Origin of the sequence: Natronorubrum bangense, assembly GCF_004799645.1 — an archaeon.
GTDB classification, from domain to species: domain Archaea; phylum Halobacteriota; class Halobacteria; order Halobacteriales; family Natrialbaceae; genus Natronorubrum; species Natronorubrum bangense.
In genome coordinates this window covers 1,192,502-1,216,899 of record NZ_CP031305.1, presented here as the reverse complement: position 1 = coordinate 1,216,899, position 24,398 = coordinate 1,192,502, and the positions used below count along the sequence as shown (strand labels likewise).

The window sequence follows — 24,398 nt, the reverse complement described above, 5'->3', positions numbered from 1 at the left end:
CACGGGTTTATACGCACCGCGTCGGCGCGATGCACGCGCCCCGAAACCCATCGGTTGTCCGACCAAAGTGTCCCAAGTTATGACCCTGGGTGGTCTTGTCGGCACACGTGCGGCTCGTACAGCTGACGATTCCGACGGGTAAGCGCCAGACGATTCTCGAGACCCTCGACGAGCGTGGGATCGATTACGTCATGACTGACGAGAATAGTGACCGGAAGTACACTGCGGTCGTCTACTTCCCGCTCCCGGCGTCTGCAGTCGAGCCGGTCCTCGACGAGATTCAGGACGCGGGGATCGACGACGACGCCTACACGGTCGTCGTCGACGCGGAGACGGTCGTCTCTCGGCGCTTCGAGGCGTTACGCGAGGAATACGAGAACGGCGACGTCGAGACGGATCGAATCTCGAGACAAGAACTCCAGGCGGAGGCCGACTCGCTCACGCCGACGTTTAGCGTCTACTCGGTGATGACGATCATCAGTGCCGTCGTCGCGACGGCGGGGCTGTTGCTCGACTCCCCGGCTGTCGTCGTCGGTTCGATGGTGATCGCGCCACTGATCGGGCCGGCACTCGGCGCGAGCGTCGGCTCGGTGATCGACGACGAGGAACTGTTCAGACACAGTGTGAGCTATCAGGTGGTAGGGGTCGTCCTCGCGATCGTGGCAGCGGCCGTCTTTGCGTGGTCGGTCAGGACGATGAACATCGTCCCGCCCGGACTGGATATCACCGGCGTCGACGAGATTTCCGAACGCCTTGCACCTGATCTCCTGTCGCTTGCGATCGCGCTCGGTGCCGGCATTGCAGGAATCATCAGCATCGCGACCGGAACCTCCGTCGCGCTCGTCGGCGTCATGATCGCGGCGGCGTTGATTCCACCCGCCGCAGCGGCCGGGATCGCGATCGCGTGGGGCCAGCCCTCGGCCGCGATCGGGTCGACCGCGCTCGTGTTGGTCAACGTCCTCTCGGTGAACCTCGCCGGCCTCCTGACACTGTGGTACGTCGGTTACCGACCGGAGAACCTGTTCTCGCTCGACAAAACACAACAACGCGTTCGACGACGGGTGTTTGGACTGGCCGTGATCGTCCTCGTTTTCGCGGTCTTTCTGGGGGCCATCACCTACTCCTCGTTCGTCGTCTCGAACTTCGAGGAGAACGCTCGCGGTGAGGTCGAGATGACGCTCTCGGAGAGCGAGTTCGAAACGTATCAGCTGCTCGAGTTCGAGGTCATCATGGACGATAACTATCCGTTCGTCAGTCCGGAGCAGGTGACCGTCACCATTGGGGGCCACAGGGAGAGATCCCACCAGAGCTAGCCGATCAGTTACACGAACGGATCAATCAACATACGGATGAGACGGTCAGCGTCGAGATCAGGACCGTCGGACTCGTCGAGCGCTGAGTGGTCGAGCGCGTTCGGACCGCTCATCTCGTGTCTGTCACTGACTTGTAGCGTCTCTCACGCTCTCGACGTGGCTAGACGCGGCTGTTATCGCCGAAACCGATCGAGAAATGTCGCCTGTCTGCCGGTGTCGTCGGCCTCACTCGTGGCCTCAGCGTCGCTGCTGGGTGCCGACTCCTCGCGGCCGAGCCGTCGGCGAAGCCACGTTCGTGGCCCGCCGATTCGGTTGATCAGATACGTGGGAAAGTACAGCGCGACAGCGCCGAGTGCAAGGAAGGCAACGCCGCCAATGGGCCGGCCAGTCCGAAGAAACTCGATTCCGACAACGAACATCGGCCCGGCCATCGACATGCCGGCGGCGGTCTGGAGCATCCAGAGGATTCCTGGCCCTTTCATGGTCGGTTCCGTGTTGGGTGCTGAACTCGATCTCGGTCAGTCGCGTGCACTGTCACCCTTCGAAGGGGAGTTTCGGCTCGTAGTCGACTGCCTCGACGGCTGCCTCGAGCACCGTCTCGACGTCCTCGCCGGTTTCGACGCTCATCGTGTAGTCGGCGTCCAGTTCGTCTGTAAGTGACTCGTCCCAGACGTCCTTCCGGTCGACCTTGTTCGCGATCGTGAGGACGGGTACCTCTTCGAACTGGGCAGCGATCGAGTCACGAAGTTCGAGTTGGGACGCGAGTGGGTAGCCACACTCGGCGCTCGGGTCGATCATGACGAGCATACAGTCGGCGAGATGCTCGATGGCGCTGACTGCCTGGGACTCGATCTCGTTGCGCTCTGCTGGGGGTCGGTCGAGCAGCCCGGGCGTGTCGACGATCTGGTACCGGATATGATCGCGTTCGAAGTGGCCGAGGCCGATTCCTCTGGTCGTGAAGGGGTACGATGCCGTCTCACCGCGGGCGTTGGTGACGTCGTTGACGAACGACGATTTGCCGACGTTGGGATAGCCAGCGACGACGATCGTCGGCTCGTCAGGGTTGATCTCGGGCAGGTCTCGCAGATCGTTGCGAGATTTGTTGATGTAGATGAGTTCGTCGTCGACCTGCTCGACGATGTCTGCAAGCCGTGCAAAGGCCTGCTTTCGGTGCTTGCGAGCCGTATCGACGTCGGTTTTGCGGAGCTTTGGCTGGTACTCCTCGTGGATCTCGCGGGCTTTCCGGCTGGCCCACATCACCTCCGAAAGGCTCTGGCGGAGTTTGTCGACGTCGACGATCGCATCCGCAAGTTCGTAGTAGAACGGATGGACGTCGTCTTCGTACTCGAAATCCGGCCATGCCGTGACCACGTTTTCCAAGTTGTCCGAGATGATGTTCGCCGCTGTCTGGAGCATCGACTGCTGGGCCTCGAGGCCGCCTTTGGCCTTGCCGGCCCGCGCTGCCCGCGAAAACGCCTTGTCGATCAGCTCTTCCGACGTGGGCGTCGTCGGAAGGTCTTCGAAAATCATACCCTGACGTAAGACACGCGGTCTTAAAAGGTCGTTCGTTATGCGGCGAGGGCTTATTCTCCCCCAGTGCCTACGTGTTGTATGACGAACTGGCGTGCCGTGATCATCGGTTTTCTCATAGCGACGGTGCTTGGACTGTTCGGGCTCGTTCTGCCGGGACTGGGCCAGCTTGCAGCGGGCCTGGTCGGCGGGTTCGTCGCCGGCTACCTCGCTGGCGGCGGCCTCGGTCGCGGCTTCTGGCACGGGCTGCTCGCGGGCGCCCTTGGTGGAATCGTCGGCGGCCTCCTCGTCGCCATCGTCGTGGGACTTGCGGGCTGGACGCTAGGCCCCGTCGGCGGCCTCATCTCCGGCGCTGCCGGGTTTGGAATCCTCGCTCTCGCTATCTTCATCTCGTTTGTGATGGCTCTCGAGAGCGCCATCGCCGGCGCGCTCGGTGGCGTACTCAACCCTGACCGTCCCGGTCGGAGCGGACGCGACCCGTACCGATAGTCGACTGTTCGATGTGACACCGCTGGTCTCGAATTCGGGCGTGGACGACTGCTGTGGTCCCGTGTTCAGGCCGACGCCATCTCGCGACAGCTCTCGGCGCAGTCGGGCAGGAGCTCCGCACAGGCCTGGCAGTGGTCGTGGTCGTGCTGTGCACACTCTTCGGCACATTCCTCACAAAGGTCCGCACAGACTGCCGCCAGCTCTCGGTGGAAGCCCGAATCACGAGCCATCCAGCGAGCATGTAACGTCGTGATGTCCGCGACGTCCCGACAGAGCCGGATACACCGGGCCATCTCTTCGCCTTCGTCGACACAGGCGTCGGCACACCACTCACAGACCTGTGCGGCTTCCAGACAGTTGTCGATACACTCCTGCATGTGGTCATCCGCGTGCTCGAGTTGTTGGAGCGCCATCAAACCCAGTGATGGGCGGAACGATCATCAAGCTGTGACGAGCGCCTGCAAGGCAACACAGCGCGAGCACCGCCAACACGTGCTTTTCGACGACAGCCCGCTGTTTTCAGCGCCGAGACTCGAGTTCTGCCTCGAGTTCCTCGAGATCCATCTCTTTCATCGAGAGGAGCACGAGCAGATGGTAGACGATATCAGCGGCCTCGTAGGCGATTTCGTCGTGGTCGTCGTCTTTGGCTGCGAGCACGAGTTCGGTCGTTTCCTCGCCGAGTTTCTCCAACACTGCGTTCTCGCCTTTTTCATGCGTGAACAGCGAAGCGGTGTAGGACCCTTCGGGTAGCGTTTCTTTTCGATCTTCGATGACGGCGAACAGTTCCTCGAGCGTCTCCTCCATTTACATTTCACCCGACACGTTACGGATATCTTCGAGTTGCTCGAACTTTTCGGTGTCGTCTCGTCCGCCTTCGAAGACGGCTTCGGTGACTTCGATCGGAGCGTTCGTCCGGGCCGCAAGCGCGAGCGAATCGCTCGGGCGGGCATCGATAACCGTCTCGCCGCGGGGCGTCTGGACGTGGAGATCCGCGATGTAGGTCCCACCCTGTCCGTCGTCGCGTTCTTCGATCTCGCTGACGACGATGTGGTCGATTCGGCTTCCCAGTTCCTCCATGACATCGAGCAACAGATCGTGTGTCATCGGCCGGCCGATGTCTTCGGCCGCTAAGCCGCGGGCGATGCTCGTCGCCTCCTCAAACCCGATGAAGATGGGCACGACGTCGTCTTCGCCGTCGACACTGAGGACGACCACCGGAACCGGCCCCTGTGGAGTCCCCGCGACGCGGACTGCGTCGATAGAAGCCTGCATACCATGCGTATTGCGTGCCATGGAGAAAACACGTCCGGTCGCAAATGCATGGGCGCCAGTCTGGATCGCCCGGCGTTCCCGTCGCTACGACGTGTTCTCGAGCGCTGGCACCGTCGCGTCGTCGTTTTCGAAGAAGGCCAGCCCATGGATGCGGCTGTCGGGAGTGAGTTCAGGGTGAAACGCGGTGCCGACGATCGGTCCTTGCTGGACTGCAACTGGCCGGCCGTCCCACGAAGCGAGCACCGCTGCGTTGCCGTCGCTCACGTCGTCGATCGCCGGCGCACGAATGAACACCGCCGGATACGGTTCGTCGAGTCCCGCCACGTCGAGGGGAGCCTCGAAACTGTCTTTCTGCCGTCCGAAGGCGTTTCGTTCGACAGTGACATCGAGGAGGCTGAGTTCGTCGACGCGGTCGTCGTTCGGGTCACTCGAGGCAACGATCAGTCCAGCACAGGTCGCCAACAGTGGTTTGCCGGCCTCGACGTGGGCCTGAATTTCGGCGGCGATCCCTTCGCTGTGGAGCAGTCGAGAGATGGTGGTCGACTCGCCGCCGGGCATTGCGAGCAGATCACAGTCTGGGACGAGCCCCGCGTTGCGAATCTCGTGGACGGTAACCTCGCGGCCGTGTGCCTGGGCGGCCCGTTCGATCGCGGCTGCATGTTCTTCAACGTCGCCTTGGACGGCGACGACACCAGCGGTCAGTGACATGCTCGCGGGTAGGCAAGATGGGGTCAAAAAGGTCGCGCCAGACCGTCGACAGCCGTCTCGGACTCGAGACGCCCGGCGACGGCGCTGGCGGTGTGATGATCGCGATAAACGGTGGAAACGCCGTCTACGAGACGAACGTCAGGAGCTGTACGAGTACGCCGACCATGACGCCGGTCGCGATGACCGTTTTTGGATCCATCAGGATCGCGTTTGAGTCCTCTGCGTCGAAGTACCGGACGAGTCCGGCACTGGACATCAGCCCACCGGAATTTTGTCCTTTGTCCATACTGGTTACTACGACTGGGTCAAACTAAAGCTTTCGTCCCTGGCTGTTCGGCGAACGGAAGACGCGACCCGCGCGGCGAAGAGATGTCTCGCCGGTGGATCGCGCGGTTTTGGCGCCGGCCTCAGTCGTATTTTCGGAACCCCATATCGCGGGCCATCTCACGGAACGACTGGCGACAGAGCCAGATGTCGTACTTGCCGACCAGTCCCTGCTCGCGTCCGGTCGCTCGGCAAACGCGAGTCTGTCCAGTCTCTTCCGCCGCCTCGTTGCTGTCGTCAGCTTCGGTCATTCTTATACTCAGTTTGATCGACGGTTTCGGCCGCACGGTCCTGCACGCCGACGCATCTGTTTTGGATACGGACCCGGAGAATCAAATACTTTGCTAACTAGTGGGGCCATATTATTAACTATAGTTTCGTTGTCTGCCGGTGGCTCGAGGGAGTTAGTCCGTAACGCCTGGCGACGGTGAACGCTAGTTTCGGACACCGCCCTCGAGTTGGTCGCTCAGACGGGCATCGATCTGAGCCGATGCTGTCTGCTCGAGTGTGTGTTGAAGCCATTGATCGTCAGCACACACCTCATCGCACAACAGCCCTGCGATGGGTACAACAACGGATTTGGCTGTTACTATCGCCACGCACTGTCGTCGAAAAACTGCAGTTCACTCGCAATCGGGGGCAATCAGTGGTTTTCGTGGATATGATTACGGAGGCCGTCGACCTCGTCGAACGTCTCGTCACACTCTGCACAGGTGTTGTGATGAAGTGCGACGTGCTGTGTGACACCAGCGGCTGATTGGAACTCTTCGTCGCAGTTGGAGCAGGTGTATCCCATACAATAACAACGCAGGCGAGGTTGCTTAAAAAAGGTTACTAGGAAATCGGTTAGTTTGGACCATACAATTTAATAAATATGGTTCTCGAGGTGTTAGTCGCCCGTCCACGGTCGGTGCTAAATGGCGGTTTCGATGCCCGAGACGTGGCTTACTCCTGCTTTAGTAATATAGGGCAGTATAGTATTGATTGTTACTATTTGTAGCACTATTCTTATTACTCAGCAGCGACTGCAAGCGACAACGGCAGTGCTGTCTCTCGTATGAGCTCCACATCACAAGCCCGCGAACTCGACTGCGTCATCGTTGGCGGTGGCATCCACGGTACGGTTCTCGCTCGCCGACTCCTCGAGGAGACGTCGCTCGATCGAACGGCGATCTCGATCGTCGACCCACACGAACGGCTGCTCGCATCGTTTCGCGAAAAGACACGGGCCTGTGGAATGGACGTGCTTCGGTCGACGTTCGTCCACCACATCGGCGCGGAGCCGTTCGCCCTCGAGGCGTTCGCTGAGCGGACCGGACGGGAAGACGAACTCGTGCCGACAGTCGACTACCCACCCCGGCCAACGCTCGAGTTGTTCCTCGACCACGCTACACACGTCATCGACACGGCCGAACTCGACTCGCTTCACCTGCAGGCGACCGTCGAAACGATTCGTGCGGCTCCCGATGGGAGCGGTGTTCGCGTCGAGACGACTGCAGGCCCGCTCGAGGCACGGAGCTGTGTGCTAGCGATCGGACACGGTGGTCGGTACCGGTGGCCCGACTGGGCATCGACGCTCGATGGTGTTGAACACATCTGGGATGCTGTCGATCCGGACGCCGATGTCGACAGTACGATCGTCGTCGGTGGCGGGATCACGGCGGGTCAGCTCGCGTGTACGTTGAGCGAGACGCAGTCGGTGACGCTGCTTGCTCGTCACCCACTCGAGTGGGAGGTTTCCGAGGCTGCTCCTCCGTGGATCAACTGGCCACACATCGAGCGACAGCTTCACGTCCATCCGCCGGGCTCGAGCGAGCGATTCGACACCGTTACGACGGCTCGGAATGCGGCGACGATCCCGCCGTCTCTCTATCGCCGGCTCGACAGTCGGCTCGAGGCAGGAACACTCACCATCGTCCAAGACGAGATCGCATCTGCTCGGTCGACAAACGGCACTGTTCGGATCGCCGTCGAACACGACAGGGAGATCACTGCCGACCGTGTCGTCCTCGCAACCGGCTTCGAACCGGTGTTCGAGCATCCGTTCGTCGATCGCGTTGCCACCGAACTCGAGTTAGCTCGTGGCTATTGGGGGATGCCGATCCTCGAAGACGACACGCTGGCGTGGCAACGCAGCGACGGTACGTCGACGCCGTTGTACGTCTCTGGTGCCCTCGCGCTTGGAACCGTCGGTCCGTATGCACCCAACATCCCGGGCGCAAGACGTGCTGCCGACCGAATTACGCGGGCTATCGAGGATCGTACCGTCTGTGATCGAACGCCTCACCTGCCCCGACACGTACAGGGCGACGGCGTCTCCGACTGACTCGCTCCGGAACGGCTGCTTGCGGTGTCTCGGCTTACACCCTGACCGACTCACGCGCGGTGGCCGCCAGTTCGCCCTCGAGTGTTTCGACGATACGGTCTCCAGCCCGTCGTGCGCCGATGATATTGCGGGCAAACGGGCCGAGCACGTGCTGTGCAGCGACGCCCGAGACAACGACCCGCGAGCGTGTGCCGTCCTCACGCACCCACTGCAACGACTCGTCGTCGAGCACCGGCGCGCCGCGATACCCCGTCTGGAGCGACGACTCACTCCGAAGCCGTTGAAACAGCGATCCCTCGTACGGCGAGTCGAATCCGGTCGCACAGATAATCGTGTCGAGACATTTCGCCGTGCCATCTCGACACGTGACGACCACGGTGCCGCCGGCTTCGGTCGCGACAGTGATCTCCGTTTGCTCGAGTGTGAGCGATTCTCGATCGAGCGCTCGGCGAAGCCGGCGAAAGACGTGCGGTGGGATCGTTCCGTCGTACCGTGCGTCGGCAACGGTCCGTGCCCGGGCACGCGATGCTGACGGGAGGTCGTGGAGGTCGTCGACGACATCGGAAAAATGCATCCAGTCGGTGCTTGCCTCGAGCGATTCGACACGAAACGGGCTGCGAGCAAACAGCGTCACCGTCCGTCCGGGCTGGGCGAGCGCCGTCGCGAGCTGACCCGCCGTAATGCCGCCACCAACGATGCCGACTGCGGCCGTCTCTCCGGTCGACTCGAGGTCGAACCCCGGTTCCCAGACGTGTGTCACTGGGGCTGTCGCCGATAGCTCGCGTGCCCACTTCGGGTAGCTGTAGGCCGTTCCGTTCCCGATGGCGAGGAGACACCACTCCGTTGTGAACTGGCCAGCCGTGGTCACGACGTCTACGGACTTGCCGTTGTCTACGAGAGTCGTTGCCGCCGCATCTACGTGGACGGACTCGAGCCCGTACTGGTCACAGACCCAGTCGGCGTGATCGAAGAACAACGACACAGTCGGTCGCTCTGCGCCGATGTCGCTTGCGATCAGTTCGTCTTCGCGACCTCGCGCTCGCGCGAAGTCCCGCAAACAAAACGGGTCGCTACTGACGTGATGAACGAACGGCGACCGAAGCTCGCGCATGCCACACTGGCGGCATTTCTGGCGAAACCCACCGAGTAGCCCGTTTGGATCGACGACTCGCAACTCGCTGTGCTCGACGATCCCCGTGTCGAGCAGTCTCGTTGCGAGGTGGACGCCGTGGACGCCGCCACCGACGATCGTGACGGTCGCAGCCTCAGTCGTCATTTCTCACAACTGTTGTTATTCAACCCCACAGTTTTAACAACACCGAACGTCGTCACAGCTCCTTCGGCCGTCAGCACGACGTGACTGCCCTGCTGCGATGGCCCGTCTCCACGCGCCATCTCTCGAGACGAACGCACAGCTCAGCTTCGCAATTATTGCGGCCGCTCAGCAGTTCGCTGTCTGCTCTGTGTCGCCGCTGGCTGGCCCGCAGTGGGAAACCCTTATGCGCGCTGCGTGGGAACTATCACTGGACCGTATGACTGTCACACTTAAGGACTTCTACGCTGACTGGTGTGGCCCCTGCAAGACCCAGGATCCGATCCTCGAGGAGCTCGAGGATGACTGGGAGGGCCGATTCGAAGTCGAGAAAGTAAACGTCGACGAACAACAGGATATCGCCAACGAGTACCAGGTTCGCTCGCTGCCGACGCTCGTTATCGAGAACGACGACGGCATCGTCGAGCGGTTCGTTGGTGTCACCCAGCGTGAGGACATCGAGGACGCCCTCGAGTCGGCTGGCGCGTAAGCGACGAGCAAACGTTCGAGTCGGTGTCGTTTTTATGCTGTCCCAACGCTGGTGAGCAACGGCCCTCTCAAAACCGACACCCCCTCATACGGACTGCTGTCAGTCAGTGTCGGCGCGACCGCTGACGGGTCGCGGTTACGCAGGGACACCGGGACAACAAACCGTATCAGTGACCGCAGTTACGGCTCATCTGGATCGATGTCGTCAGTGTCGAACTCGTCGGCTGCTGGCTCCTCGCTGGCACCAAACGTTTCGGTCGCGGACTCGTCGTCGAGATCGAACTCGTCGGTCTCGAGTTCCTGCCCGTCGACGCCGACGCTCCCGTCTTGAATTTCGATAACGACTCCGTCACGCTCCGGAGCGCGGCCGATTAGCTGGTTCGTCGCCGACTCGAGCTCTCGGTTGACCTCCCAGACGAATCGAAAGACGGCCTCGAGTTCGGTGCCGGCCTGTCGGATGCCGCGTTCGGGCGAGCGTTCGCCGAGACTCTGTGCACCCTCGGGATGGAGATACTGGATCGGGTGATCGGTCGGCACCTCGCGGAGATCCACGTCGAACGACCAGAGATACGGCAGGAGCTGGATGGCGTATCCGTTCGGTTTCGGTGCCTTACGGCCCGCAGCCGTCAGTGCGACGCTGATGGCTGTCGTTCCCGAATCGGTGTCGTAGTAGACGCCGGGGATGCCTGGAATGGAGAGACGCATACTCGAGAGATGACGCCCACCACTGGTGAGTATACACCCGGCAGTTCCACCCTCGTTTTATACAGAGATCCAGAGCCGGTGACCAGCCGTCGTCGGTCGCGCCGGGATTCGGGACCGCATCCCGTATGCGACCGACGACGGCTCGCGGTTGCGCTGGCACAGACAGACAGCGGTCCGTATCAGAAGCCGTCGGCAAACTTGTCCCGACGGTTGATGTCAATCTCGCTGACGCTCGAGCCCTCGCGGGTGGCGGCGAAGACGATGGCCTCGGCGACCTCTTCGGGTTCGCTGGCTTCTCCTTCTGCGAAGTGTTCCTCGAAGGTTTTCCCATCGGTCGCCTCGAACTCCGATCGAACTTCGGCGGGGTTGATGATCGAGACACCGACGTCGTCGTCGCCGACCTGGGCCGCGACGCTCTTGGCGAACCCGCGGACCCACCACTTCGACGCAGCGTAGACGGGATTGAACGACCGGGGGTACTGGCCCGCAAAGCTCCCGACAAAGATCAGGTGGCCGCCGCGTTCGCGAACGTGAGGGATCGCTGCCCGCGTCGCATAAAAGACGCCGTCGACGTTGGTCTCTTGGATCGTCTCGTAGTCGTCGGTCGCCATCGATTCGACATCGCTGCCTCGCGACAGCCCTGCGTTGTTTACCAGCACGTCGAACCCGCCGAACGCGCCGACAGTGTCCTCAATGAGCGCGTCAACGTCATCCTCATTACGGACGTCTGTCGGGACGACCAGCGTCTTGACGTCGTGGGTTTCCTCGAGACTCTCGGCAAGGGCTTCCAGTTTGTCTTCGCTGCGAGCCGCGAGGACGACGGTCGCGCCCTCGGCTGCGAGCGCCCGGCAGGTCGCCGCTCCGATACCCGTGCTTGCGCCCGTGACGATCGCCGTCTTCCTCTCGAGTGCGTTTGCTGTCATACCTGAGCGACGGCTACGGTGCCCTAAAAGACCGGGTTTTCGGAACCCGACTGCGTCTTTGTCTTCGAATCGTGCGCTCCGGGGACAGTGATGTGCTGATCTGGAGCGATGGTGTTGCTCGGTGTTCTCTTTTATACGGACCGCTGTCCGTTAGTGCCGGGGCATCCACGACCCCCTCTGGGAGGCCATCGGGAGACCGGGACAGCAGACTGTCTCAGTACGCCTCGAGGTCGTACAGTTCACCGTATTTCGACGTGACGTACTCGAGGAAGTAGTCGGCGGTGAGCGCCTCACCGGTCGCCCGTTCGATCAGGTCTTGTGTCGTGTACTGCTTGCCGTGCTGGTGGACGTTTGCACGGAGCCAGCCGTTCAGATCGTCGAAGTTGCCCTCGCGGATGTCGTCGTCGAGGTCGCCGAGTCCCTCCTCGGCGGCCGCGTACAGCTGGGTGGCAAGCACCGATCCGAGCGAGTAGGTCGGGAAGTAACCAAAGGAGCCGTGGGACCAGTGGATGTCCTGCAGACAGCCCTCCGCGTCGGTTTCGGGACGCACGCCAAGGTACGCTTCGTACTTGTCGTTCCAGACCTCGGGGACGTCCTCGACCGCGAGGTCGCCCGAAATCAGGTCTCGTTCGATCTCGAAACGGATCACGATGTGGAGGTGGTAAGTAAGTTCGTCCGCCTCGACGCGAATCAGGTTGTCGTCGTAGACCTGATTTGCGGACTCGTAGGCCGCCTCGGGAGAGACGTCCTTGAGGGAGGGGAACCGTTCTCGCGCAATGGGGAGAAATTCTTCCCAGAACGGCCGCGAGCGGCCGACGTGGTTCTCCCAGAGCCGCGACTGTGATTCGTGAACCGAGAGGTCTCGAGCCTCGCCCAGCGGGGTGCCATACCCCTCGTCGGGCAGCCCGAGCGTGTAGTTTGCGTGGCCGAACTCGTGGATCGTCGAGGTGATCGAGCCGAGTAGGTCGTCTTCTTCAAACCGGGTCGTCACGCGGGCGTCGAACTGCGTGCCGGAGGAGAACGGATGTGGTGCGGTGTCGAGTCGGCCGCGAGCCCAGTCGTAGCCGAGCGACTCGAGGACGTCACGTGCAAGCGCTTCCTGATCGTCGTCATCGAACTCCCCCGCGAAGGCGTCCGTGGTCAGTTCCGCGTCACTGTCGTCGATTGCCTCGATCAGTGGAACCAGTTCGTCGCGCAGGCGCTCGAGCACTCCCTCTGCGGTCTCGAGGTCGATGTACGGCTCGTAGTCCGAAAACAGCACCTCGTAGGGGTCGGCGTCGGGGTCGATGTGGTTGGCATACTCCCGTTTGAGTTCGACCAGTTTCTCGAGAGTCGGAGCAAACGCCTCGAAGTCGTCTTCTGCCTTGGCCTGCTTCCATTTCGGATGGGCGTTCGCAGTCGTCTCGGAGATCTCTTCGACGAGTTCCTGTGGAACGCTGGTCTCGCGGTCGTACCGCCGGCTGACCTCTCGGACGACGGCAGCCCGTTCGTCGGAGAGATCCATCGACTCGAGTTCCTCGAGTTGCTCGCCGGTTTCGTCGGCTGTCAGCAGTTCGTGACCGATCGAAGAGAGCGTCGAGAGCTGCTGGGCCCGGGCTGGTGTCCCCTCGTCGGGCATCACGACTTCCTGGTCCCACTTGAGGATCCCAGCCGCGTTCGATACGTTCGAGATCCGTCGAACGCGTGTTTCGAACTCGCTGTACGTCTCCGCTGACGTCCCGTCGCTTTGGGACTGATCGGTCGCCATAGGCGTAATCTAGCGTAGACGAAGTATCAACGTCGTGGTTCCGGCACCCTCATATTCGACCGCCTGCGTTTCGCCGATTTTCGACAGCGTCGGTGAGCGGGCTTGATCAGCCGTCGATCGGCCGGCCGTCTTCCGTCGGCGGCGCGATGTGGTCGATGTACTCTTCGACAGTTGGCTCAGTGACGCGCACTCGAACGCTGATTTCGCCGAGTTCGTCCGGCTCGCCGACTGAGAAGTTCACACGATCTTCGAAGGCAGCCTGTTTTTTAAGTGCAAACGAGAACCCATCTCCCTCTTGGTTCGAAAAGAACTCGCCACGGGCCGTGTCGAGAATTTCTTGACGATGGAGCAACTCGGAGAAATGGTCCATCGTGTGGGCGTCTGCCCTGATTTCGCCAAACTCTTCCTCGAGTTCGGCGTTGGGAAAGATGTTCGACACGGCGTCGGCAACTCGGCTGGTGACCTCCGTGTCGTAGACTGGAGCCGTGATTTCGACGTCGACGCTGTAGATGTCGGTCATGGCTGATTTCGTTCCGTGTTCGATCCGGACTCAGGTGTTGGTTCCGATTCGAAGCCGTCGGCGACGGCCGCTCCAGCTTTTTCTTGGACGACTGTTTCGACTCGCTCGTGAAATGTCTCGAGTGTGTCGGTGTTCTCGATGACCACGTCGGCACGCTCCATCGCGTCGTCCATTCCAAAGCTGCGCTCGCGCTCGTCGCGGGCAGCCAGTCCTTCGCCGCCGTCTGCTTCGGTTGCGTCCCGGCCGCGAGCATCAATACGTTCGGCTCGCAGCTCGAACGGCGCTTCGATACTGACGAGTGTAAACGTCTCCCCGAAGCGGTCTTCGAAGATGTCGACTTCGGCGTCCGAGCGGATCCCATCGACCACCACGATCTCGTGGCGCTCGAGACGATCCTCGATCATCGGCAGTGAGCGCTCGGCGATCGCCGTTGGCCCGTTCTCGTCGCGAAGCGCCTGCGCGACGCTTCCATGGTCTTTCGTCGGATCCAGGCCACGATCGGCCGTCTCCTGGCGGACGACGTCGCCCATCGTCACCACCGGGATTCCGTTCTCGCGTGCGACGGTGGCAGCCTCGCTTTTCCCGCTGCCGGGGAGTCCCACTGTTCCGATGACGTGCATCGAGCGATCATACCGGCGAGACGTGCATAAACGCTGTGTTCGTCGCCGCGGTGATCGCATCAGTGCTGGCTCCCTGCCAGCCCAATTGCAGCTCTCGAAACAACGTTAGGACGGGTGTACCCCCGTGTGATACGGGACAACTGTCAGATAGGGACTCGAGCAACTGTCGTAGTAAACGGAACTGGACTGTCAATACGGTGTTGTCTGGGGCGACGGTTGGTTGCACAACGATCAACAGCAGTCACGGCTGCAACGGTCTGTTCGTCACGACTGAATTATCGATAATCCGTCTGAAGCGGGACTGATAATCAAAACGGACTCTCCGTATTATCTTGCAGTCGCTCGCTGGAATAAATGCACGCTATGACAGAATCACGACTCAACCGGCGCCGATTCACCAAAGTCGTCGGTGTTGGCATGATCGCGGCAGTGGCCGGCTGTATGGACGACGATGAATACGGTACCGATGAGGAGATCGACGACGACGGAGACGACCTCGGAGTTGACGATAACGGAGACGATGAGCTGGGCGATGAGGGCGACGATGACGAGTTCGAAGACGAGGATGACGACGACGAGTTCGGCGATGAAGACGACGATGACGAGTTTGAAGACGAGGATGATGACGACGCGTTTGGCGATGAGGATGACGACGACGAGTTCGAAGACGATGAGTTCGACGATGAAGACGATGACGTAGACGACGAAGACGAGTTGGACGACGAAGACGACTAAGCCCGGCGAGTAACACCCAGGGGACTCTCTTTTTCAAGCGACGCAGCTATACCAGCCGCCACACGGCACTGCAACCCGATCGCGAGACGACTCTGTGACGTGGAACCCGTTTCAGCCACGACTCGAGAGCACGCCGACTGTTGGAACCGGTGAACAGTCCCATGCGTGGAGTTAATCGCTGTGGTTATCTTCCGTTCTGTCGTACAGTTCGCTGTGACTCAACGATCGCTGCTCGTGCGTGCGCTCTGGTTTCTGGCCATTGGCTGGTGGGCGACGCCGATCGTCATCAATTTCGCGTGGCTGCTGACCGTCACGGTCGTCCTCGCCCCAATCGGGATCAAGCTGATCAACCTCGTCCCAACAGTGTTGACGCTGGCCGAACCACGGACGTTCACGAACCCCGAGCTGGCTCGGGGCCAGCACTCGCTGGTGGTTCGGGCGCTGTATTTCGTCGTCATCGGCTGGTGGCTGAGTTTCTTCTGGGCCAACCTCGCAGCCTTGCTTGCGGTGACGATCATCGGCCTTCCGATTGCCATCTGGATGATCAACCGACTGCCGTTCGTCACGTCGCTGTACCGCTTTCACGGCTGAATGAATCCACACTGTTTATGCCAATCCGCCGTTGATTCGTACTCGAGGGCACGTAGCTCAGTCCGGAAAGAGCGTCGGACTTCTAATCCGACGGTCGTGGGTTCAAATCCCATCGTGCCCGTTATCTGCGAACAACGTGAGCAGTAACGGCACCGGGGAGTTGAATTAGGCCGAGGTTCTGCGCGAAGCGCAGGTTCTCGGGCGTGGTTCAAATCCCATCGTGCCCGCTACCACAAATCACGGTCAGATATGCCAGACTGCTTGGGGTTCTGTCTGAATTTTACCCTCGAACCGTGGTGATATCGCTATCCTGCATTACGGCAGTCGACTCTGTCTGGCGATTCCAATTGATACGACGCGTTACTGCGCTTTGACATCCTCCCCGCCCTGTGGTGGTTGTTGTGCCCGTGTTGTTCTGGTACGTTCGGACGCGTGTGTGCTATCCCAGTCCGAGTGAAAACTCGGTCGCGAGCGCCACTGTTGCCGCTGTGGCGGCGACATCCGCGGTGACAAGACAGTGTGTCCCCACTGTGGGTCGATCCGCGGGGTACGGGCTACCGGATAGCGATCGGGATCGGCTGATTCCTCTTCCAGTAAATGTTTTAATACTGATAATACGAATAGTCCGGCGGAAGAGTATTTAATTATGGCCATTATGAACTAATTCGATTTCTTGTTCCGGGGAAACAACAAAGCCACTCCGTGGGGTCCGTCCCGTGTGGTATGTTGGACACATATACGCAGGTCTGACGGCGTTGAACGGCTGGCCGTTCGTACACCTCTGACCATGGTCAGACGACGATTCACCGAACGGGTCAACGGAGGTGGTAGATATGGTAGATGACAGCAAGCCATGGGACGATCGGTTGACGGATGACTGGTTCGAGGCGGATACTGACGTGGAACCGGGCGATACGAACATACAGGTGGCTGGACTGGACGTCCAGCCTCACGTCTTTTTCATCTCGATCGGTGTCATCATCGCGTTCATCCTGCTGACGTTGTTCTATCCGGGTGAGCTGATGGCAAACGCCTTCGGCGAGACGTTCGCCTCTCCAGAGGGGGCCTTTGGCTGGATACAGGGCGGTATCGTCGGACACTTTAGCTGGCTGTACATTCTCGCAGTAAACCTGTTTATTCTCGTGGTACTGTTCTTTGCGCTCAGCAGGTTCGGAAAGATTAGACTCGGCGGCGTCGGCGCAGAAAAGGAATTCAGCGATCTCTCGTGGGTCGCCATGCTGTTTAGCGCAGGGATGGGGATCGGACTCATGTTCTGGAGCGTCGGCGAACCGCTGTTTCACTTCGCCGATCCGTTGCTCGGCGCTGAAGGCGAGACGGCCGCTGGAGCCGAAGTCGGCATGGCCACCACCTACTTCCACTGGGGCTTTCACCCGTGGGCGATCTACGGACTGGTCGGGCTCGGCCTCGCCTTTTTCTCGTTCAACCGTGGGCTCCCGCTCACCTTTCGATCGGTGTTCTGGCCGGTTCTGGGCGATCGGATCTACGGCTGGCCGGGCCACGTTATCGACATCCTGACTGTCTTCGCGACGTTGTTCGGGATCGCGACATCACTCGGGCTCGGCGCGCTCCAGATCTCGGCTGGGCTCTCGTTTATGGGCAACGAGGTCGTCGGGACAGCAGTCCCTACGGGGACGGGGATGCAAGTCGGTATCATCGCGGTTATTACGGCGATCGCACTCGTGTCGGTTGGTGCCGGACTGGACAAAGGCATTCGCCGACTCAGTACTATCAACGTCGGCCTGATGCTCACAATCATGGTTACGGTTCTGATCGTCGGGCCGACAGTGTTCGTCCTCGGACTGTTCCCCCAGGCACTGGGAACATATCTGTCGAACTTTCCTGAGTTGGCACTGTGGTCTGATAGCTTCGATAACGCTCCATACGCGGGCTGGATGAACGACTGGACTATCTTCTACTGGGGCTGGTGGATCGCGTGGTCGCCGTTTGTCGGGCTGTTTATCGCCCGCATTTCCCGTGGTCGAACGGTCCGTGAGTTCATCGGCGGCGTCTTGATCATCCCAGCAATCTTCTCCTTTTTCTGGATGTCAGTCTTCGGCGGCACGGCACTGCATTTCGAACTGTTCACCGAGCAGGGCATTATGGGAACGGTCTTCGACGTCGGTGAGGAAGTCGCTATGTTCGAACTGTTTACCCTGCTACCGTTTACAATTCTACTCTCCACACTGGCGATCATCCTGGTAACGACGTTCTTCGTGACGTCGTCTGACTCCGGCTCGCTGGTCCTTGGGCACCTGTCCTCAGGCGGGAAACACGACGCCCCCCGAAACCAGCGGATCGCCTGGGCACTCGCCGAGGGGATCGTCGCATCCGTGCTCCTGATCGGTGGCGGTCTCGGTGCGTTACAGACGGCGGTGATCACGGCCGGGCTCCCGTTCGCGCTTGTCCTCGTTTTCCTGTGTTATAGCCTCTATCTAGGGCTCTCGAAGGAGTATCGGACGCTCGAGTCCGATGAGTTCGCCGAGTGGATCGAGAAGATCGAGGACGAACAAGGCGTCGTCGTAAAAAAATCCGGTTCTGGCGTGGTAACGAACATTCGAGATACCGGGAGTGGACGAGGTGGGACCGCCGAAGACGACTAGTGACGTCCCACGCCTGCACTGATGCGTCGAACCGGTTTTCGGGTGTCGGTTCGACGGAACGGATCGCTGTGTTCGATTACCGCACGATCGGCTCGTTTTTACGGTGACGTATCGTCGTCACCGGCATGTTCGCCGTCCGAACGACTTTTTCGGTTGTGCTCCCGACGAGATAGTCGTCGATCCCGCTCCGTCCCTGTGCACCCATGACGATGCCGTCGATGTCTTTGTCGTCTGCGTAGCTGACGATTTCCTGTGCGACGCTACCGGTCCTGACTGCACCCTCGCCGTCGAGTCCGTTCTCAACGGCCTTGTCGACGACGCGCTCGACGAGTTCCTCGCCGTAGGTGCGGTACTCGTCCATCTCCCCGGGATCGTGTCCCGCAGCTGTGAAAACGTAGTGGGCTTTGGTCTCGATCACGTAGAGGGCGTGGACGGTCGCATCGAACGCGTTAGCGAGTCCGATACCGTGGTCGACAGCCTTCCGCGCCGGCGTGCTCCCGTCAGTCGGAATGAGAATTGTCTCGTACATCTTCGGTCTCAGAACGAGTATTCGACCGTCAACTGCAAGTAATTTATTATATTTTACAGTTATTCCCAATTTTGCTGACGATCCGTGACTACGTTCGTGTTTCTCTGAAATACAGACTGAAGCTCACGAACAGAACACTCGTCCCCACGAGCATGTGTCGCCTCGTCGCAAACGCCCAGAGCGCCACGATCGCCAGCCCGCAGGCGACGGCCAGCGCGATCACGCAAGTTCCCGGCTGTCGGGCCGGTGACGCTCGCGATGGTGGCTCACAACGTCGTTTGGGCTGCCGATCAATGTGCCGAAAACAGTGTCTGAGGCGGACTGTTGTCCATCGGTACCGCCGGTCGGCCAAGGCAGTTATCGATCCGTTCGGTTGGATCGCCGATCGGCTCGAATCCCGCCCCGGCGGCGAAAGAGCGAGGCGAGGGTCTTCCCAATTCGACCGAGCTGTTTCGCTGTCGGGGCTGTCGCTGGTAGGTAGAAATTCGGGATATGTGGATCGTCGGTCTTCGATCGGTCCGAGCTCATATCGTGTGGTTGACCCTTAATAACATAAGAATTCCGGCATGGGGACGTATGGCATAAGAACTGTCAGTACTATCATGGTATCTCATGACTAAGGACGTTTGCGATCGCTCACACAACCCAGTCCTGTCGAGTCACTCCCGGTCGTCGTCGAGAAGAACGTCCTCGATGAGTCGAGCGGAGCCACGTCTGAGTTGGCCGCCGACTGCTGTCGGCGAGAGATCGAGCAGCGATGCCAGTTCCACCATGGACGTCTCGCGTGGCTCGTCGTACAGTAACAACTGCAACTAGTTACACACTGATCGTACAGCTATCGTACGATCAGATATGCAGTGACATTCAGTAGCTACTATAGCCTTAGCACCGTCGGCCCACTGAGACTGTGGGTCTTGGAGACGACGGCGTAGTACCAGCCGCCAGTCACCGCCGGAGCCAGACGTTTTCAAGCCAACGATACAACCCCCTCGAGCCCCTCCTCAAAACATGAACGAGCCGGACGGCGACACCACTGCATACAGCGACGTGATCGCCGACTCGGAGACGTTCGCCGATCGGGCACGCCGACGCGCCGAACTCGAACGCGAGGCCGTCGAGTGGGCGATCGACGAACTCGAGTCGGAAATCACCGCCCAGAACGTCGTCCTCGGGCCGTTACTCGAGTACGCTCGCCGAAGCCGAGCCAGTCTACCGGAGCGGCATCGGCGGGCCTACGAGGCGATGGCTGAGGTGTTCGATGTCGACTCGGACGTCTACGAAGTGTACGTCTTCGCGTACGCGGAACTCTGCGAGGAACTGGCCGGTGAGGAGGGCCGGTCCGAGAAGCATCCGCAGGGATGTACGAACGCGCTCGTGATCCCATCGCGACTCGAGTCGAACGGTGGGGAAACACCCGATACCGGCCCACTCGTGCTCAAAAACCGAGACATTTCGGGGCGTGGCACCCGACCGAAGTCGATCATCGAGCAGCCGCCGATCGACGACTACTACGGCTTTCTGACGGTCGACACCTGCGGGACGATTTCGATCTATAAGGGCGTCAATGAGCGGGGACTAGTTGCGGCCAATACGTACATCGATAGCAACCGCGACGACGTCGACCCAGAAAATCAGCTTCGAAACGGCACCGTCATTCGCATGCTCCTCGAGGAGTGTGCAACCGTCGCGGAGGCACGCTCTCTTCTCGAGTCACATCCGATCCGGCAGCTGATGAGCCAGACGCTGTTTCTGGCTGACAGAACCGAGGGTGTCTTGCTCGAGATCGATCCAGCAGACGCACGAATCGCCGTCGACGACGATCCCATTGTTACGCGAACGAACCACTTCGTGTGCTCGGCGTCGACCGAGACGGCGAGTTCGACGACGCGGCGACAGCGGGCTCTCGAGTTACTCAACGGTGTCGACGGAATCGATCGTGACGAGCTGTGGGCGATCGCACAGGATCACGAGAACGGCCCCGGCGACGACTCGATCTGTCGCCATCCGGAGCCCGAGACGGACGAACCCCACGCCTTTGGCCAGTTAACGACCGCGAGTGCAGCCGTGTTCGAAGGTGGCTCCCCGGTGATCGATATCGCGACGGGCAACCCTTGCACACTGGAGCGCACGCGGTGTGTCTTTGGCGACGAGATTCCGACCGACCTCCGGACGGGACAGCGATGGCTCGAGCGACTGCGGTAACGTCCGGCCGTCGCTGCTGTGTCAGTACGGAGAATCGTGTTCAGGCTCGAACACGGCGTTGTTCGAGGTCGGCCTCGAGTTGTTTTGCGGCCTCGAGTCGCAACTGCTTCGCCCGTCGTTTCGAGAGGTGTGTCTCGGGAAGCCGAGTCGCCAGCGGGTCGTATGCCGACGGGGTAAATCCGAGGTCATCGAGATAGCTTGTTACAGCCGGACTTTCGAGGCCGTCGTGAATTGCGGTGTCGGTCACTGCTTCGACGGTATCGAACGCGGGCAGGGTGACCGCGCCGGTGGCCGACTCAGCGCCGATGGTGGTGCCGCGAGCGTCGGCGTGGGTGACGATCGAGCGGACCGCTTCCGTGAGCTGGAGGATCTGACTCGGGAGGGTGGCGTCGGGCGAGCGCCACTCGACTGTCGGCATCGCTTTTCGTAGCCGGATCGGGTTCCAGACTGCGTCGTAGGGATCGAACGCGTCGTCGAACGTCTGCGGGCCGACTCCGCGTTCGATCGCGCGCTCGCGAAAGCCCTCGTAGGCGTCCTCGAGCTGGCCCTCCCACTCGGCGACGCTGTCGACGTAGGGCCAGAGCTGGCCCTGCTCGGGACACTGTTCGTAACACGAGCGCCGGTAGAGGAACGGCCGGGCACACTCGAGGATGCGTTCGCCGCGGTAGTGGGCGGAACTGGCGACGAGCGCGAATGCAGGATCGAGCGCGGTCAGCGTGTTCAACTGGTCGACGACGTTCGATTGCTCGAAGTGGATGTGCGTCCCGGCACAGACGCGGGCGTCGTCGAACGATCGACCGACGATCCGGCGCTGGAGGTCGGTACTCTCCTTCCCGCGATAGGGGATCTCCGCCGGATTCGCGTGGAGGGGTGTCGCCAGTGGGACGAGCCGTTTCCCCTGATCGCGTGCGGCGTCGACGGCGGTTCCGATGCGGTCTACGAACTCCTCGCGGAGTTCGACCATCGACGAGCACGGCGTCGTTTTAATCTCGAGCATCGGCTCGACGAACTCGGGATCGAACTGTGGCGAGGCGTCGAGCAACGATCCGGGAGCGACCAGGTCACCAGCGTCGTCGATGACCCAGTACTCTATTTCAAGGCTAGTTTTCATGGATGTCTCCGGTAGGCTGTGAGCAGCTGATGGCCCTCGAGTGCGCTGTCACCGGGCCCAACGTCGACGGCGTCACCAAACGCAGTCCCGCCGTTCGACTGATTGTTTCTGTGTCTTGAGGGAGGTCGGTTCCACGTGTACCCGTTGAGCTTTCATGCGCAAGTGCATGGTAGATCGTAGCAACCGACTACAGCGACTGTAGGCAGCTGTTACCGAGAGAGTTACACGCCACGAAATGACGGGCAGACAGCTGGCTGACGGCCTGGTGACCACTCGACGACAGTAGTAACACTCATGTCACGTGGTTGTTCTGACGTCTCTGCTGGGTTCATACCCCTGCAGTAACATTGTGTAACTACATATGAGCGACACTGATACGTCGGCTGACTCCGCTGACTCGACTCGAACGCCCACCGTGACCGTCGTCGGCGGCGGCCCGGCAGGATTGAGCGCAGCCCTGTTTACGGCGAAAAACGGCCTCGAGACGACTGTCTTCGACACCGACGGAACGTGGATGCACAAGGCCCACCTGTTCAACTATCTCGGCATTGGCTCCGTCGGTGGCAGCGAGTTCATGGCGACGGCACGCCAGCAGGTCGACGACTTCGGTGTCGACCGCCGACAGGACGAACCGGTAACTGCGGTCAGCGAGACCGAGGATGGCTTCACCATCGAGACCGATGCGGGTGAGTACGAAGCCGACTACGTCGTCCTCGCGACGGGTGCCAACCGCGACCTGGCCGACGAGTTGGGCTGTGCGTTCACCGACGAGGAGATCGTCGATGTCGGCGTCAACATGGAGACGAGCATCGACGGCGTCTACGCGACGGGCGCAATGGTCCGTCCGGAGGAGTGGCAGGCCGCCATCGCCGTCGGCGACGGTGCGGCCGCAGCACTGAACATCCTCTCGTCCGTCAAGGGAGAGTACTACCACGATTTCGACGTCCCTGCAGACGCCGAGCGCGTCTTCGGCGACCTCGTTGCGGAGTGAAACCCATGTCCAACAACCCTCAAAACCCAGTCACGCCCGAACTGCCCGACAGCCCCGTCCACATGACGGGGACCGACCATATCACCATCTGGGGAAGCAACGAGGCCGATACGATCGAGTTTTATCGAGACCTCCTCGGCATGTCCCTGGTTCTTCGCCAGCCCAACCTCGACGACCCGTCCCAGACACACCTGTTCTTCGACACGGGCGACGGCCGCATCCTCACGTTCTTCGTGAGCGATGATCGGCCATCGAACCAGCGAGGCCAGCGCGGCGGCGTCGGCGCTGTCCACCACCTCTGTTTCAGCGTCGACCCCGACGAGTACGAGGAGACGATGCAGGCACTCGAGGATGCAGGTCACCGGTACAACGTCTTCGATCGGGGTATCTTCCACTCGATCTACACGACGGACAACAACGGGCTGGTCATCGAACTCTCGGCGGACAAGTACGAGATTCCGAACGACCGCCGCGGCGAGATTCTGGCGAAAGCCCAGGAACTCCGCGAGGCCGACGGTGCCGAGTACGCCAAGGACGAACACCTCCGCGGCGCGATCGAAGCACTCGGCCTCGAGGTCGTCAAGCACGACCTGCCCGAGGCGAGTGCGGGCGTCGGTGGTGTTGAATGAGCGCGGGTGACGACGTGGACGGCCCCCATCAGGGACAACCGCTCGTCACCGGCGGCACGTCGCTCGAGGAGGCGTCTGCTGCGCTCGTGCTCACCCACGGGCGCGGAGCGACCGCACAGGGGATGCTCGACCTCGCAACCGAGATCCACCACGATGGCGTCGCCTTGCTCGCCCCGCAGGCCGCTGGCAAGACGTGGTATCCGAACTCGTTTCTCGCACCCGTCGAGGCGAACGAGCCGGGCCGAACGTCGGGACTGCAGGCGATCGCGGACGCGATCGACGAGGCCAACGATGCCGGTATCCCGACCGACCGCGTCATGCTGGTCGGCTTCTCGCAGGGTGCCTGTCTCGCCAGCGAGTTCCTCGCTCGCAATCCGCACCGCTACGGCGGGCTCGCCGCCCTGAGCGGCGGCCTCATCGGTGAGGACCTCGACGAGACGTATCCCGGCACCCTCGAGGAGACTCCCGTCTTCCTCGGCTGTAGCGACGTCGACCCACACATTCCCGAAACACGCGTCCACGAGACGGCCGCCGTCTTCGAATCGATGGCTGCCGACGTCACGAAACGACTGTACGAGGGGATGGTCCACGGCGTCAACGAGGACGAACTCCAAACCGTCTCGGGAATGGTCGCGGACCTCCTCGAGGATTGAACTGTCCGGGTAGATCGGACGACAGTCACTCTCGGCAACGCTCGTGCACTCGTCGGGC

At 61.0% G+C, this 24,398-nt stretch carries 29 protein-coding genes, 1 tRNA gene and 1 pseudogene; 12 read left to right on the top strand and 19 right to left on the bottom strand.

Annotated elements, in window-relative coordinates:
* Positions 1-107: 107 nt before the first annotated feature.
* A pseudogene (locus tag DV706_RS06065) lies at positions 108-1,399 on the top strand (TIGR00341 family protein).
* An 87-nt stretch (positions 1,400-1,486) separates the two neighbouring features.
* Here DV706_RS06065 and DV706_RS06060 read toward each other — a convergent pair.
* Positions 1,487-1,795 carry a hypothetical protein gene (locus DV706_RS06060; RefSeq protein WP_006066002.1) on the bottom strand — a complete coding sequence of 103 codons (309 nt, stop codon included), beginning with the start codon at positions 1,793-1,795 and terminating at the stop codon, positions 1,487-1,489.
* A gap of 52 nt (positions 1,796-1,847) precedes the next feature.
* Positions 1,848-2,843 carry an NOG1 family protein gene (locus DV706_RS06055; protein WP_006066003.1) on the bottom strand — a complete coding sequence of 332 codons (996 nt, stop codon included), beginning with the start codon at positions 2,841-2,843 and terminating at the stop codon, positions 1,848-1,850.
* A gap of 81 nt (positions 2,844-2,924) precedes the next feature.
* Here DV706_RS06055 and DV706_RS06050 point away from each other — a divergent pair, with 81 nt between their 5' ends.
* On the top strand, positions 2,925-3,332 hold the full coding sequence (locus tag DV706_RS06050) for a DUF5518 domain-containing protein (RefSeq protein WP_006066004.1): 408 nt from the start codon (positions 2,925-2,927) through the stop codon (positions 3,330-3,332).
* Between the two features lie 65 nt (positions 3,333-3,397).
* Here the strand turns inward: DV706_RS06050 and DV706_RS06045 are convergent, their stop codons facing one another.
* The 7 genes from DV706_RS06045 to DV706_RS21675 form a co-directional block, all read right to left on the bottom strand.
* A complete protein-coding gene (locus DV706_RS06045) occupies positions 3,398-3,745 on the bottom strand; it encodes a four-helix bundle copper-binding protein (protein WP_006066005.1) in 348 nt (115 codons plus the stop codon).
* Between the two features lie 106 nt (positions 3,746-3,851).
* The gene (gene hisE / locus DV706_RS06040; RefSeq protein ID WP_006066006.1) at positions 3,852-4,136 is read right to left on the bottom strand and encodes a phosphoribosyl-ATP diphosphatase; all 285 of its coding nucleotides are present in this window, start codon (positions 4,134-4,136) and stop codon (positions 3,852-3,854) included.
* Entirely contained in the window at positions 4,137-4,604 is a 468-nt protein-coding gene (locus DV706_RS06035; RefSeq protein ID WP_006066007.1) for a bifunctional nuclease family protein, read from the bottom strand.
* Between the two features lie 84 nt (positions 4,605-4,688).
* Positions 4,689-5,312, bottom strand: a complete 624-nt coding sequence (gene pdxT, locus DV706_RS06030) for a pyridoxal 5'-phosphate synthase glutaminase subunit PdxT (RefSeq protein ID WP_006066008.1) — start codon at positions 5,310-5,312, stop codon at positions 4,689-4,691.
* Between the two features lie 124 nt (positions 5,313-5,436).
* On the bottom strand, positions 5,437-5,598 hold the full coding sequence (locus DV706_RS06025) for a preprotein translocase subunit Sec61beta (protein WP_006066009.1): 162 nt from the start codon (positions 5,596-5,598) through the stop codon (positions 5,437-5,439).
* 121 nt (positions 5,599-5,719) lie between these two features.
* The gene (locus DV706_RS06020; protein ID WP_006066010.1) at positions 5,720-5,887 is read right to left on the bottom strand and encodes a 30S ribosomal protein S14; all 168 of its coding nucleotides are present in this window, start codon (positions 5,885-5,887) and stop codon (positions 5,720-5,722) included.
* A 392-nt stretch (positions 5,888-6,279) separates the two neighbouring features.
* Positions 6,280-6,432, bottom strand: coding sequence for a C2H2-type zinc finger protein (locus DV706_RS21675; protein ID WP_006066011.1), 153 nt, complete (start codon positions 6,430-6,432; stop codon positions 6,280-6,282).
* A gap of 261 nt (positions 6,433-6,693) precedes the next feature.
* On the opposite strand from DV706_RS21675, the gene DV706_RS06015 reads away from it, so the two are divergent.
* On the top strand, positions 6,694-7,962 hold the full coding sequence (locus DV706_RS06015) for an FAD/NAD(P)-binding protein (RefSeq protein ID WP_006066012.1): 1,269 nt from the start codon (positions 6,694-6,696) through the stop codon (positions 7,960-7,962).
* A 34-nt stretch (positions 7,963-7,996) separates the two neighbouring features.
* On the opposite strand, the gene DV706_RS06010 is transcribed toward DV706_RS06015, so the two are convergent.
* Positions 7,997-9,238, bottom strand: a complete 1,242-nt coding sequence (locus DV706_RS06010; protein ID WP_006066013.1) for an FAD/NAD(P)-binding protein — start codon at positions 9,236-9,238, stop codon at positions 7,997-7,999.
* Between the two features lie 256 nt (positions 9,239-9,494).
* On the opposite strand from DV706_RS06010, the gene DV706_RS06005 reads away from it, so the two are divergent.
* Complete coding sequence (locus DV706_RS06005; protein WP_006066014.1) at positions 9,495-9,764, top strand: thioredoxin family protein; 270 nt, start codon at positions 9,495-9,497, stop codon at positions 9,762-9,764.
* A gap of 179 nt (positions 9,765-9,943) precedes the next feature.
* Here DV706_RS06005 and DV706_RS06000 read toward each other — a convergent pair whose 3' ends face one another.
* The 5 genes from DV706_RS06000 to DV706_RS05980 all read right to left on the bottom strand — a co-directional run bounded on the left by DV706_RS06000 (position 9,944) and on the right by DV706_RS05980 (position 14,278).
* Complete coding sequence (locus DV706_RS06000; RefSeq protein ID WP_006066015.1) at positions 9,944-10,468, bottom strand: hypothetical protein; 525 nt, start codon at positions 10,466-10,468, stop codon at positions 9,944-9,946.
* 179 nt (positions 10,469-10,647) lie between these two features.
* Positions 10,648-11,391 carry an SDR family oxidoreductase gene (locus DV706_RS05995; protein ID WP_006066016.1) on the bottom strand — a complete coding sequence of 248 codons (744 nt, stop codon included), beginning with the start codon at positions 11,389-11,391 and terminating at the stop codon, positions 10,648-10,650.
* Between the two features lie 214 nt (positions 11,392-11,605).
* The gene (locus tag DV706_RS05990; protein WP_006066017.1) at positions 11,606-13,138 is read right to left on the bottom strand and encodes a carboxypeptidase M32; all 1,533 of its coding nucleotides are present in this window, start codon (positions 13,136-13,138) and stop codon (positions 11,606-11,608) included.
* A gap of 106 nt (positions 13,139-13,244) precedes the next feature.
* Positions 13,245-13,658 (bottom strand): RNA-binding domain-containing protein, encoded by a 414-nt coding sequence (locus tag DV706_RS05985; protein ID WP_006066018.1) that lies wholly within the window; start codon positions 13,656-13,658, stop codon positions 13,245-13,247.
* A complete protein-coding gene (locus DV706_RS05980; RefSeq protein WP_006066019.1) occupies positions 13,655-14,278 on the bottom strand; it encodes an AAA family ATPase in 624 nt (207 codons plus the stop codon). Before DV706_RS05980 ends, DV706_RS05985 begins: the two co-directional genes overlap by 4 nt.
* Positions 14,279-14,641: 363 nt before the next feature.
* Here DV706_RS05980 and DV706_RS21415 point away from each other — a divergent pair, with 363 nt between their 5' ends.
* The 4 genes from DV706_RS21415 to DV706_RS05960 all read left to right on the top strand — a co-directional run bounded on the left by DV706_RS21415 (position 14,642) and on the right by DV706_RS05960 (position 18,225).
* A complete protein-coding gene (locus DV706_RS21415; protein ID WP_006066020.1) occupies positions 14,642-15,013 on the top strand; it encodes a hypothetical protein in 372 nt (123 codons plus the stop codon).
* A gap of 213 nt (positions 15,014-15,226) precedes the next feature.
* Positions 15,227-15,604, top strand: a complete 378-nt coding sequence (locus DV706_RS05970) for a YccF domain-containing protein (protein WP_049889776.1) — start codon at positions 15,227-15,229, stop codon at positions 15,602-15,604.
* 46 nt (positions 15,605-15,650) lie between these two features.
* Positions 15,651-15,725: transfer RNA gene (locus DV706_RS05965), tRNA-Arg, on the top strand.
* A gap of 712 nt (positions 15,726-16,437) precedes the next feature.
* Entirely contained in the window at positions 16,438-18,225 is a 1,788-nt protein-coding gene (locus DV706_RS05960; protein ID WP_006066022.1) for a BCCT family transporter, read from the top strand.
* A gap of 76 nt (positions 18,226-18,301) precedes the next feature.
* Here DV706_RS05960 and DV706_RS05955 read toward each other — a convergent pair whose 3' ends face one another.
* From DV706_RS05955 to DV706_RS05950, 3 genes are all read right to left on the bottom strand, one after another.
* Complete coding sequence (locus tag DV706_RS05955; RefSeq protein ID WP_006066023.1) at positions 18,302-18,754, bottom strand: universal stress protein; 453 nt, start codon at positions 18,752-18,754, stop codon at positions 18,302-18,304.
* A gap of 357 nt (positions 18,755-19,111) precedes the next feature.
* Complete coding sequence (locus tag DV706_RS21410) at positions 19,112-19,282, bottom strand: hypothetical protein (protein ID WP_161569791.1); 171 nt, start codon at positions 19,280-19,282, stop codon at positions 19,112-19,114.
* Between the two features lie 131 nt (positions 19,283-19,413).
* Positions 19,414-19,527, bottom strand: coding sequence for a transcriptional regulator (locus DV706_RS05950; protein WP_240756828.1), 114 nt, complete (start codon positions 19,525-19,527; stop codon positions 19,414-19,416).
* A 235-nt stretch (positions 19,528-19,762) separates the two neighbouring features.
* Here DV706_RS05950 and DV706_RS05945 point away from each other — a divergent pair, with 235 nt between their 5' ends.
* Positions 19,763-20,956: a C45 family autoproteolytic acyltransferase/hydolase gene (locus DV706_RS05945; protein ID WP_006066025.1), complete on the top strand. Its 1,194-nt coding sequence runs from the start codon at positions 19,763-19,765 to the stop codon at positions 20,954-20,956.
* Positions 20,957-20,996: 40 nt separating this feature from the next.
* Here the strand turns inward: DV706_RS05945 and DV706_RS05940 are convergent, their stop codons facing one another.
* Complete coding sequence (locus DV706_RS05940; RefSeq protein WP_006066026.1) at positions 20,997-22,067, bottom strand: glutamate-cysteine ligase family protein; 1,071 nt, start codon at positions 22,065-22,067, stop codon at positions 20,997-20,999.
* Positions 22,068-22,428: 361 nt separating this feature from the next.
* Between DV706_RS05940 and DV706_RS05935 the strand changes: the two genes are divergently transcribed.
* From DV706_RS05935 to DV706_RS05925, 3 genes are read left to right on the top strand one after another with little or no spacing between them, the layout of a single operon-like run.
* Positions 22,429-23,058 (top strand): NAD(P)/FAD-dependent oxidoreductase, encoded by a 630-nt coding sequence (locus tag DV706_RS05935; protein WP_006066027.1) that lies wholly within the window; start codon positions 22,429-22,431, stop codon positions 23,056-23,058.
* 5 nt (positions 23,059-23,063) lie between these two features.
* Positions 23,064-23,687 carry a VOC family protein gene (locus DV706_RS05930; RefSeq protein ID WP_006066028.1) on the top strand — a complete coding sequence of 208 codons (624 nt, stop codon included), beginning with the start codon at positions 23,064-23,066 and terminating at the stop codon, positions 23,685-23,687.
* Positions 23,684-24,340 carry an alpha/beta hydrolase gene (locus DV706_RS05925; RefSeq protein WP_006066029.1) on the top strand — a complete coding sequence of 219 codons (657 nt, stop codon included), beginning with the start codon at positions 23,684-23,686 and terminating at the stop codon, positions 24,338-24,340. Before DV706_RS05930 ends, DV706_RS05925 begins: the two co-directional genes overlap by 4 nt.
* Positions 24,341-24,398 lie beyond the last annotated feature (58 nt).

Coding starts and splice junctions, on each gene's coding strand:
- DV706_RS06060 (WP_006066002.1), bottom strand. CDS start 1,795: ATGAAAGGGCCAGGAATCCTCTGGATGCTCCAGACCGCCGCCGGCATG.
- DV706_RS06055 (WP_006066003.1), bottom strand. CDS start 2,843: ATGATTTTCGAAGACCTTCCGACGACGCCCACGTCGGAAGAGCTGATC.
- DV706_RS06050 (WP_006066004.1), top strand. CDS start 2,925: ATGACGAACTGGCGTGCCGTGATCATCGGTTTTCTCATAGCGACGGTG.
- DV706_RS06045 (WP_006066005.1), bottom strand. CDS start 3,745: ATGGCGCTCCAACAACTCGAGCACGCGGATGACCACATGCAGGAGTGT.
- hisE (WP_006066006.1), bottom strand. CDS start 4,136: ATGGAGGAGACGCTCGAGGAACTGTTCGCCGTCATCGAAGATCGAAAA.
- DV706_RS06035 (WP_006066007.1), bottom strand. CDS start 4,604: ATGCAGGCTTCTATCGACGCAGTCCGCGTCGCGGGGACTCCACAGGGG.
- pdxT (WP_006066008.1), bottom strand. CDS start 5,312: ATGTCACTGACCGCTGGTGTCGTCGCCGTCCAAGGCGACGTTGAAGAA.
- DV706_RS06025 (WP_006066009.1), bottom strand. CDS start 5,598: ATGGACAAAGGACAAAATTCCGGTGGGCTGATGTCCAGTGCCGGACTC.
- DV706_RS06020 (WP_006066010.1), bottom strand. CDS start 5,887: ATGACCGAAGCTGACGACAGCAACGAGGCGGCGGAAGAGACTGGACAG.
- DV706_RS21675 (WP_006066011.1), bottom strand. CDS start 6,432: ATGGGATACACCTGCTCCAACTGCGACGAAGAGTTCCAATCAGCCGCT.
- DV706_RS06015 (WP_006066012.1), top strand. CDS start 6,694: ATGAGCTCCACATCACAAGCCCGCGAACTCGACTGCGTCATCGTTGGC.
- DV706_RS06010 (WP_006066013.1), bottom strand. CDS start 9,238: ATGACGACTGAGGCTGCGACCGTCACGATCGTCGGTGGCGGCGTCCAC.
- DV706_RS06005 (WP_006066014.1), top strand. CDS start 9,495: ATGACTGTCACACTTAAGGACTTCTACGCTGACTGGTGTGGCCCCTGC.
- DV706_RS06000 (WP_006066015.1), bottom strand. CDS start 10,468: ATGCGTCTCTCCATTCCAGGCATCCCCGGCGTCTACTACGACACCGAT.
- DV706_RS05995 (WP_006066016.1), bottom strand. CDS start 11,391: ATGACAGCAAACGCACTCGAGAGGAAGACGGCGATCGTCACGGGCGCA.
- DV706_RS05990 (WP_006066017.1), bottom strand. CDS start 13,138: ATGGCGACCGATCAGTCCCAAAGCGACGGGACGTCAGCGGAGACGTAC.
- DV706_RS05985 (WP_006066018.1), bottom strand. CDS start 13,658: ATGACCGACATCTACAGCGTCGACGTCGAAATCACGGCTCCAGTCTAC.
- DV706_RS05980 (WP_006066019.1), bottom strand. CDS start 14,278: ATGCACGTCATCGGAACAGTGGGACTCCCCGGCAGCGGGAAAAGCGAG.
- DV706_RS21415 (WP_006066020.1), top strand. CDS start 14,642: ATGACAGAATCACGACTCAACCGGCGCCGATTCACCAAAGTCGTCGGT.
- DV706_RS05960 (WP_006066022.1), top strand. CDS start 16,438: ATGGTAGATGACAGCAAGCCATGGGACGATCGGTTGACGGATGACTGG.
- DV706_RS05955 (WP_006066023.1), bottom strand. CDS start 18,754: ATGTACGAGACAATTCTCATTCCGACTGACGGGAGCACGCCGGCGCGG.
- DV706_RS21410 (WP_161569791.1), bottom strand. CDS start 19,282: ATGAGCTCGGACCGATCGAAGACCGACGATCCACATATCCCGAATTTC.
- DV706_RS05950 (WP_240756828.1), bottom strand. CDS start 19,527: ATGGTGGAACTGGCATCGCTGCTCGATCTCTCGCCGACAGCAGTCGGC.
- DV706_RS05945 (WP_006066025.1), top strand. CDS start 19,763: ATGAACGAGCCGGACGGCGACACCACTGCATACAGCGACGTGATCGCC.
- DV706_RS05940 (WP_006066026.1), bottom strand. CDS start 22,067: ATGAAAACTAGCCTTGAAATAGAGTACTGGGTCATCGACGACGCTGGT.
- DV706_RS05935 (WP_006066027.1), top strand. CDS start 22,429: ATGAGCGACACTGATACGTCGGCTGACTCCGCTGACTCGACTCGAACG.
- DV706_RS05930 (WP_006066028.1), top strand. CDS start 23,064: ATGTCCAACAACCCTCAAAACCCAGTCACGCCCGAACTGCCCGACAGC.
- DV706_RS05925 (WP_006066029.1), top strand. CDS start 23,684: ATGAGCGCGGGTGACGACGTGGACGGCCCCCATCAGGGACAACCGCTC.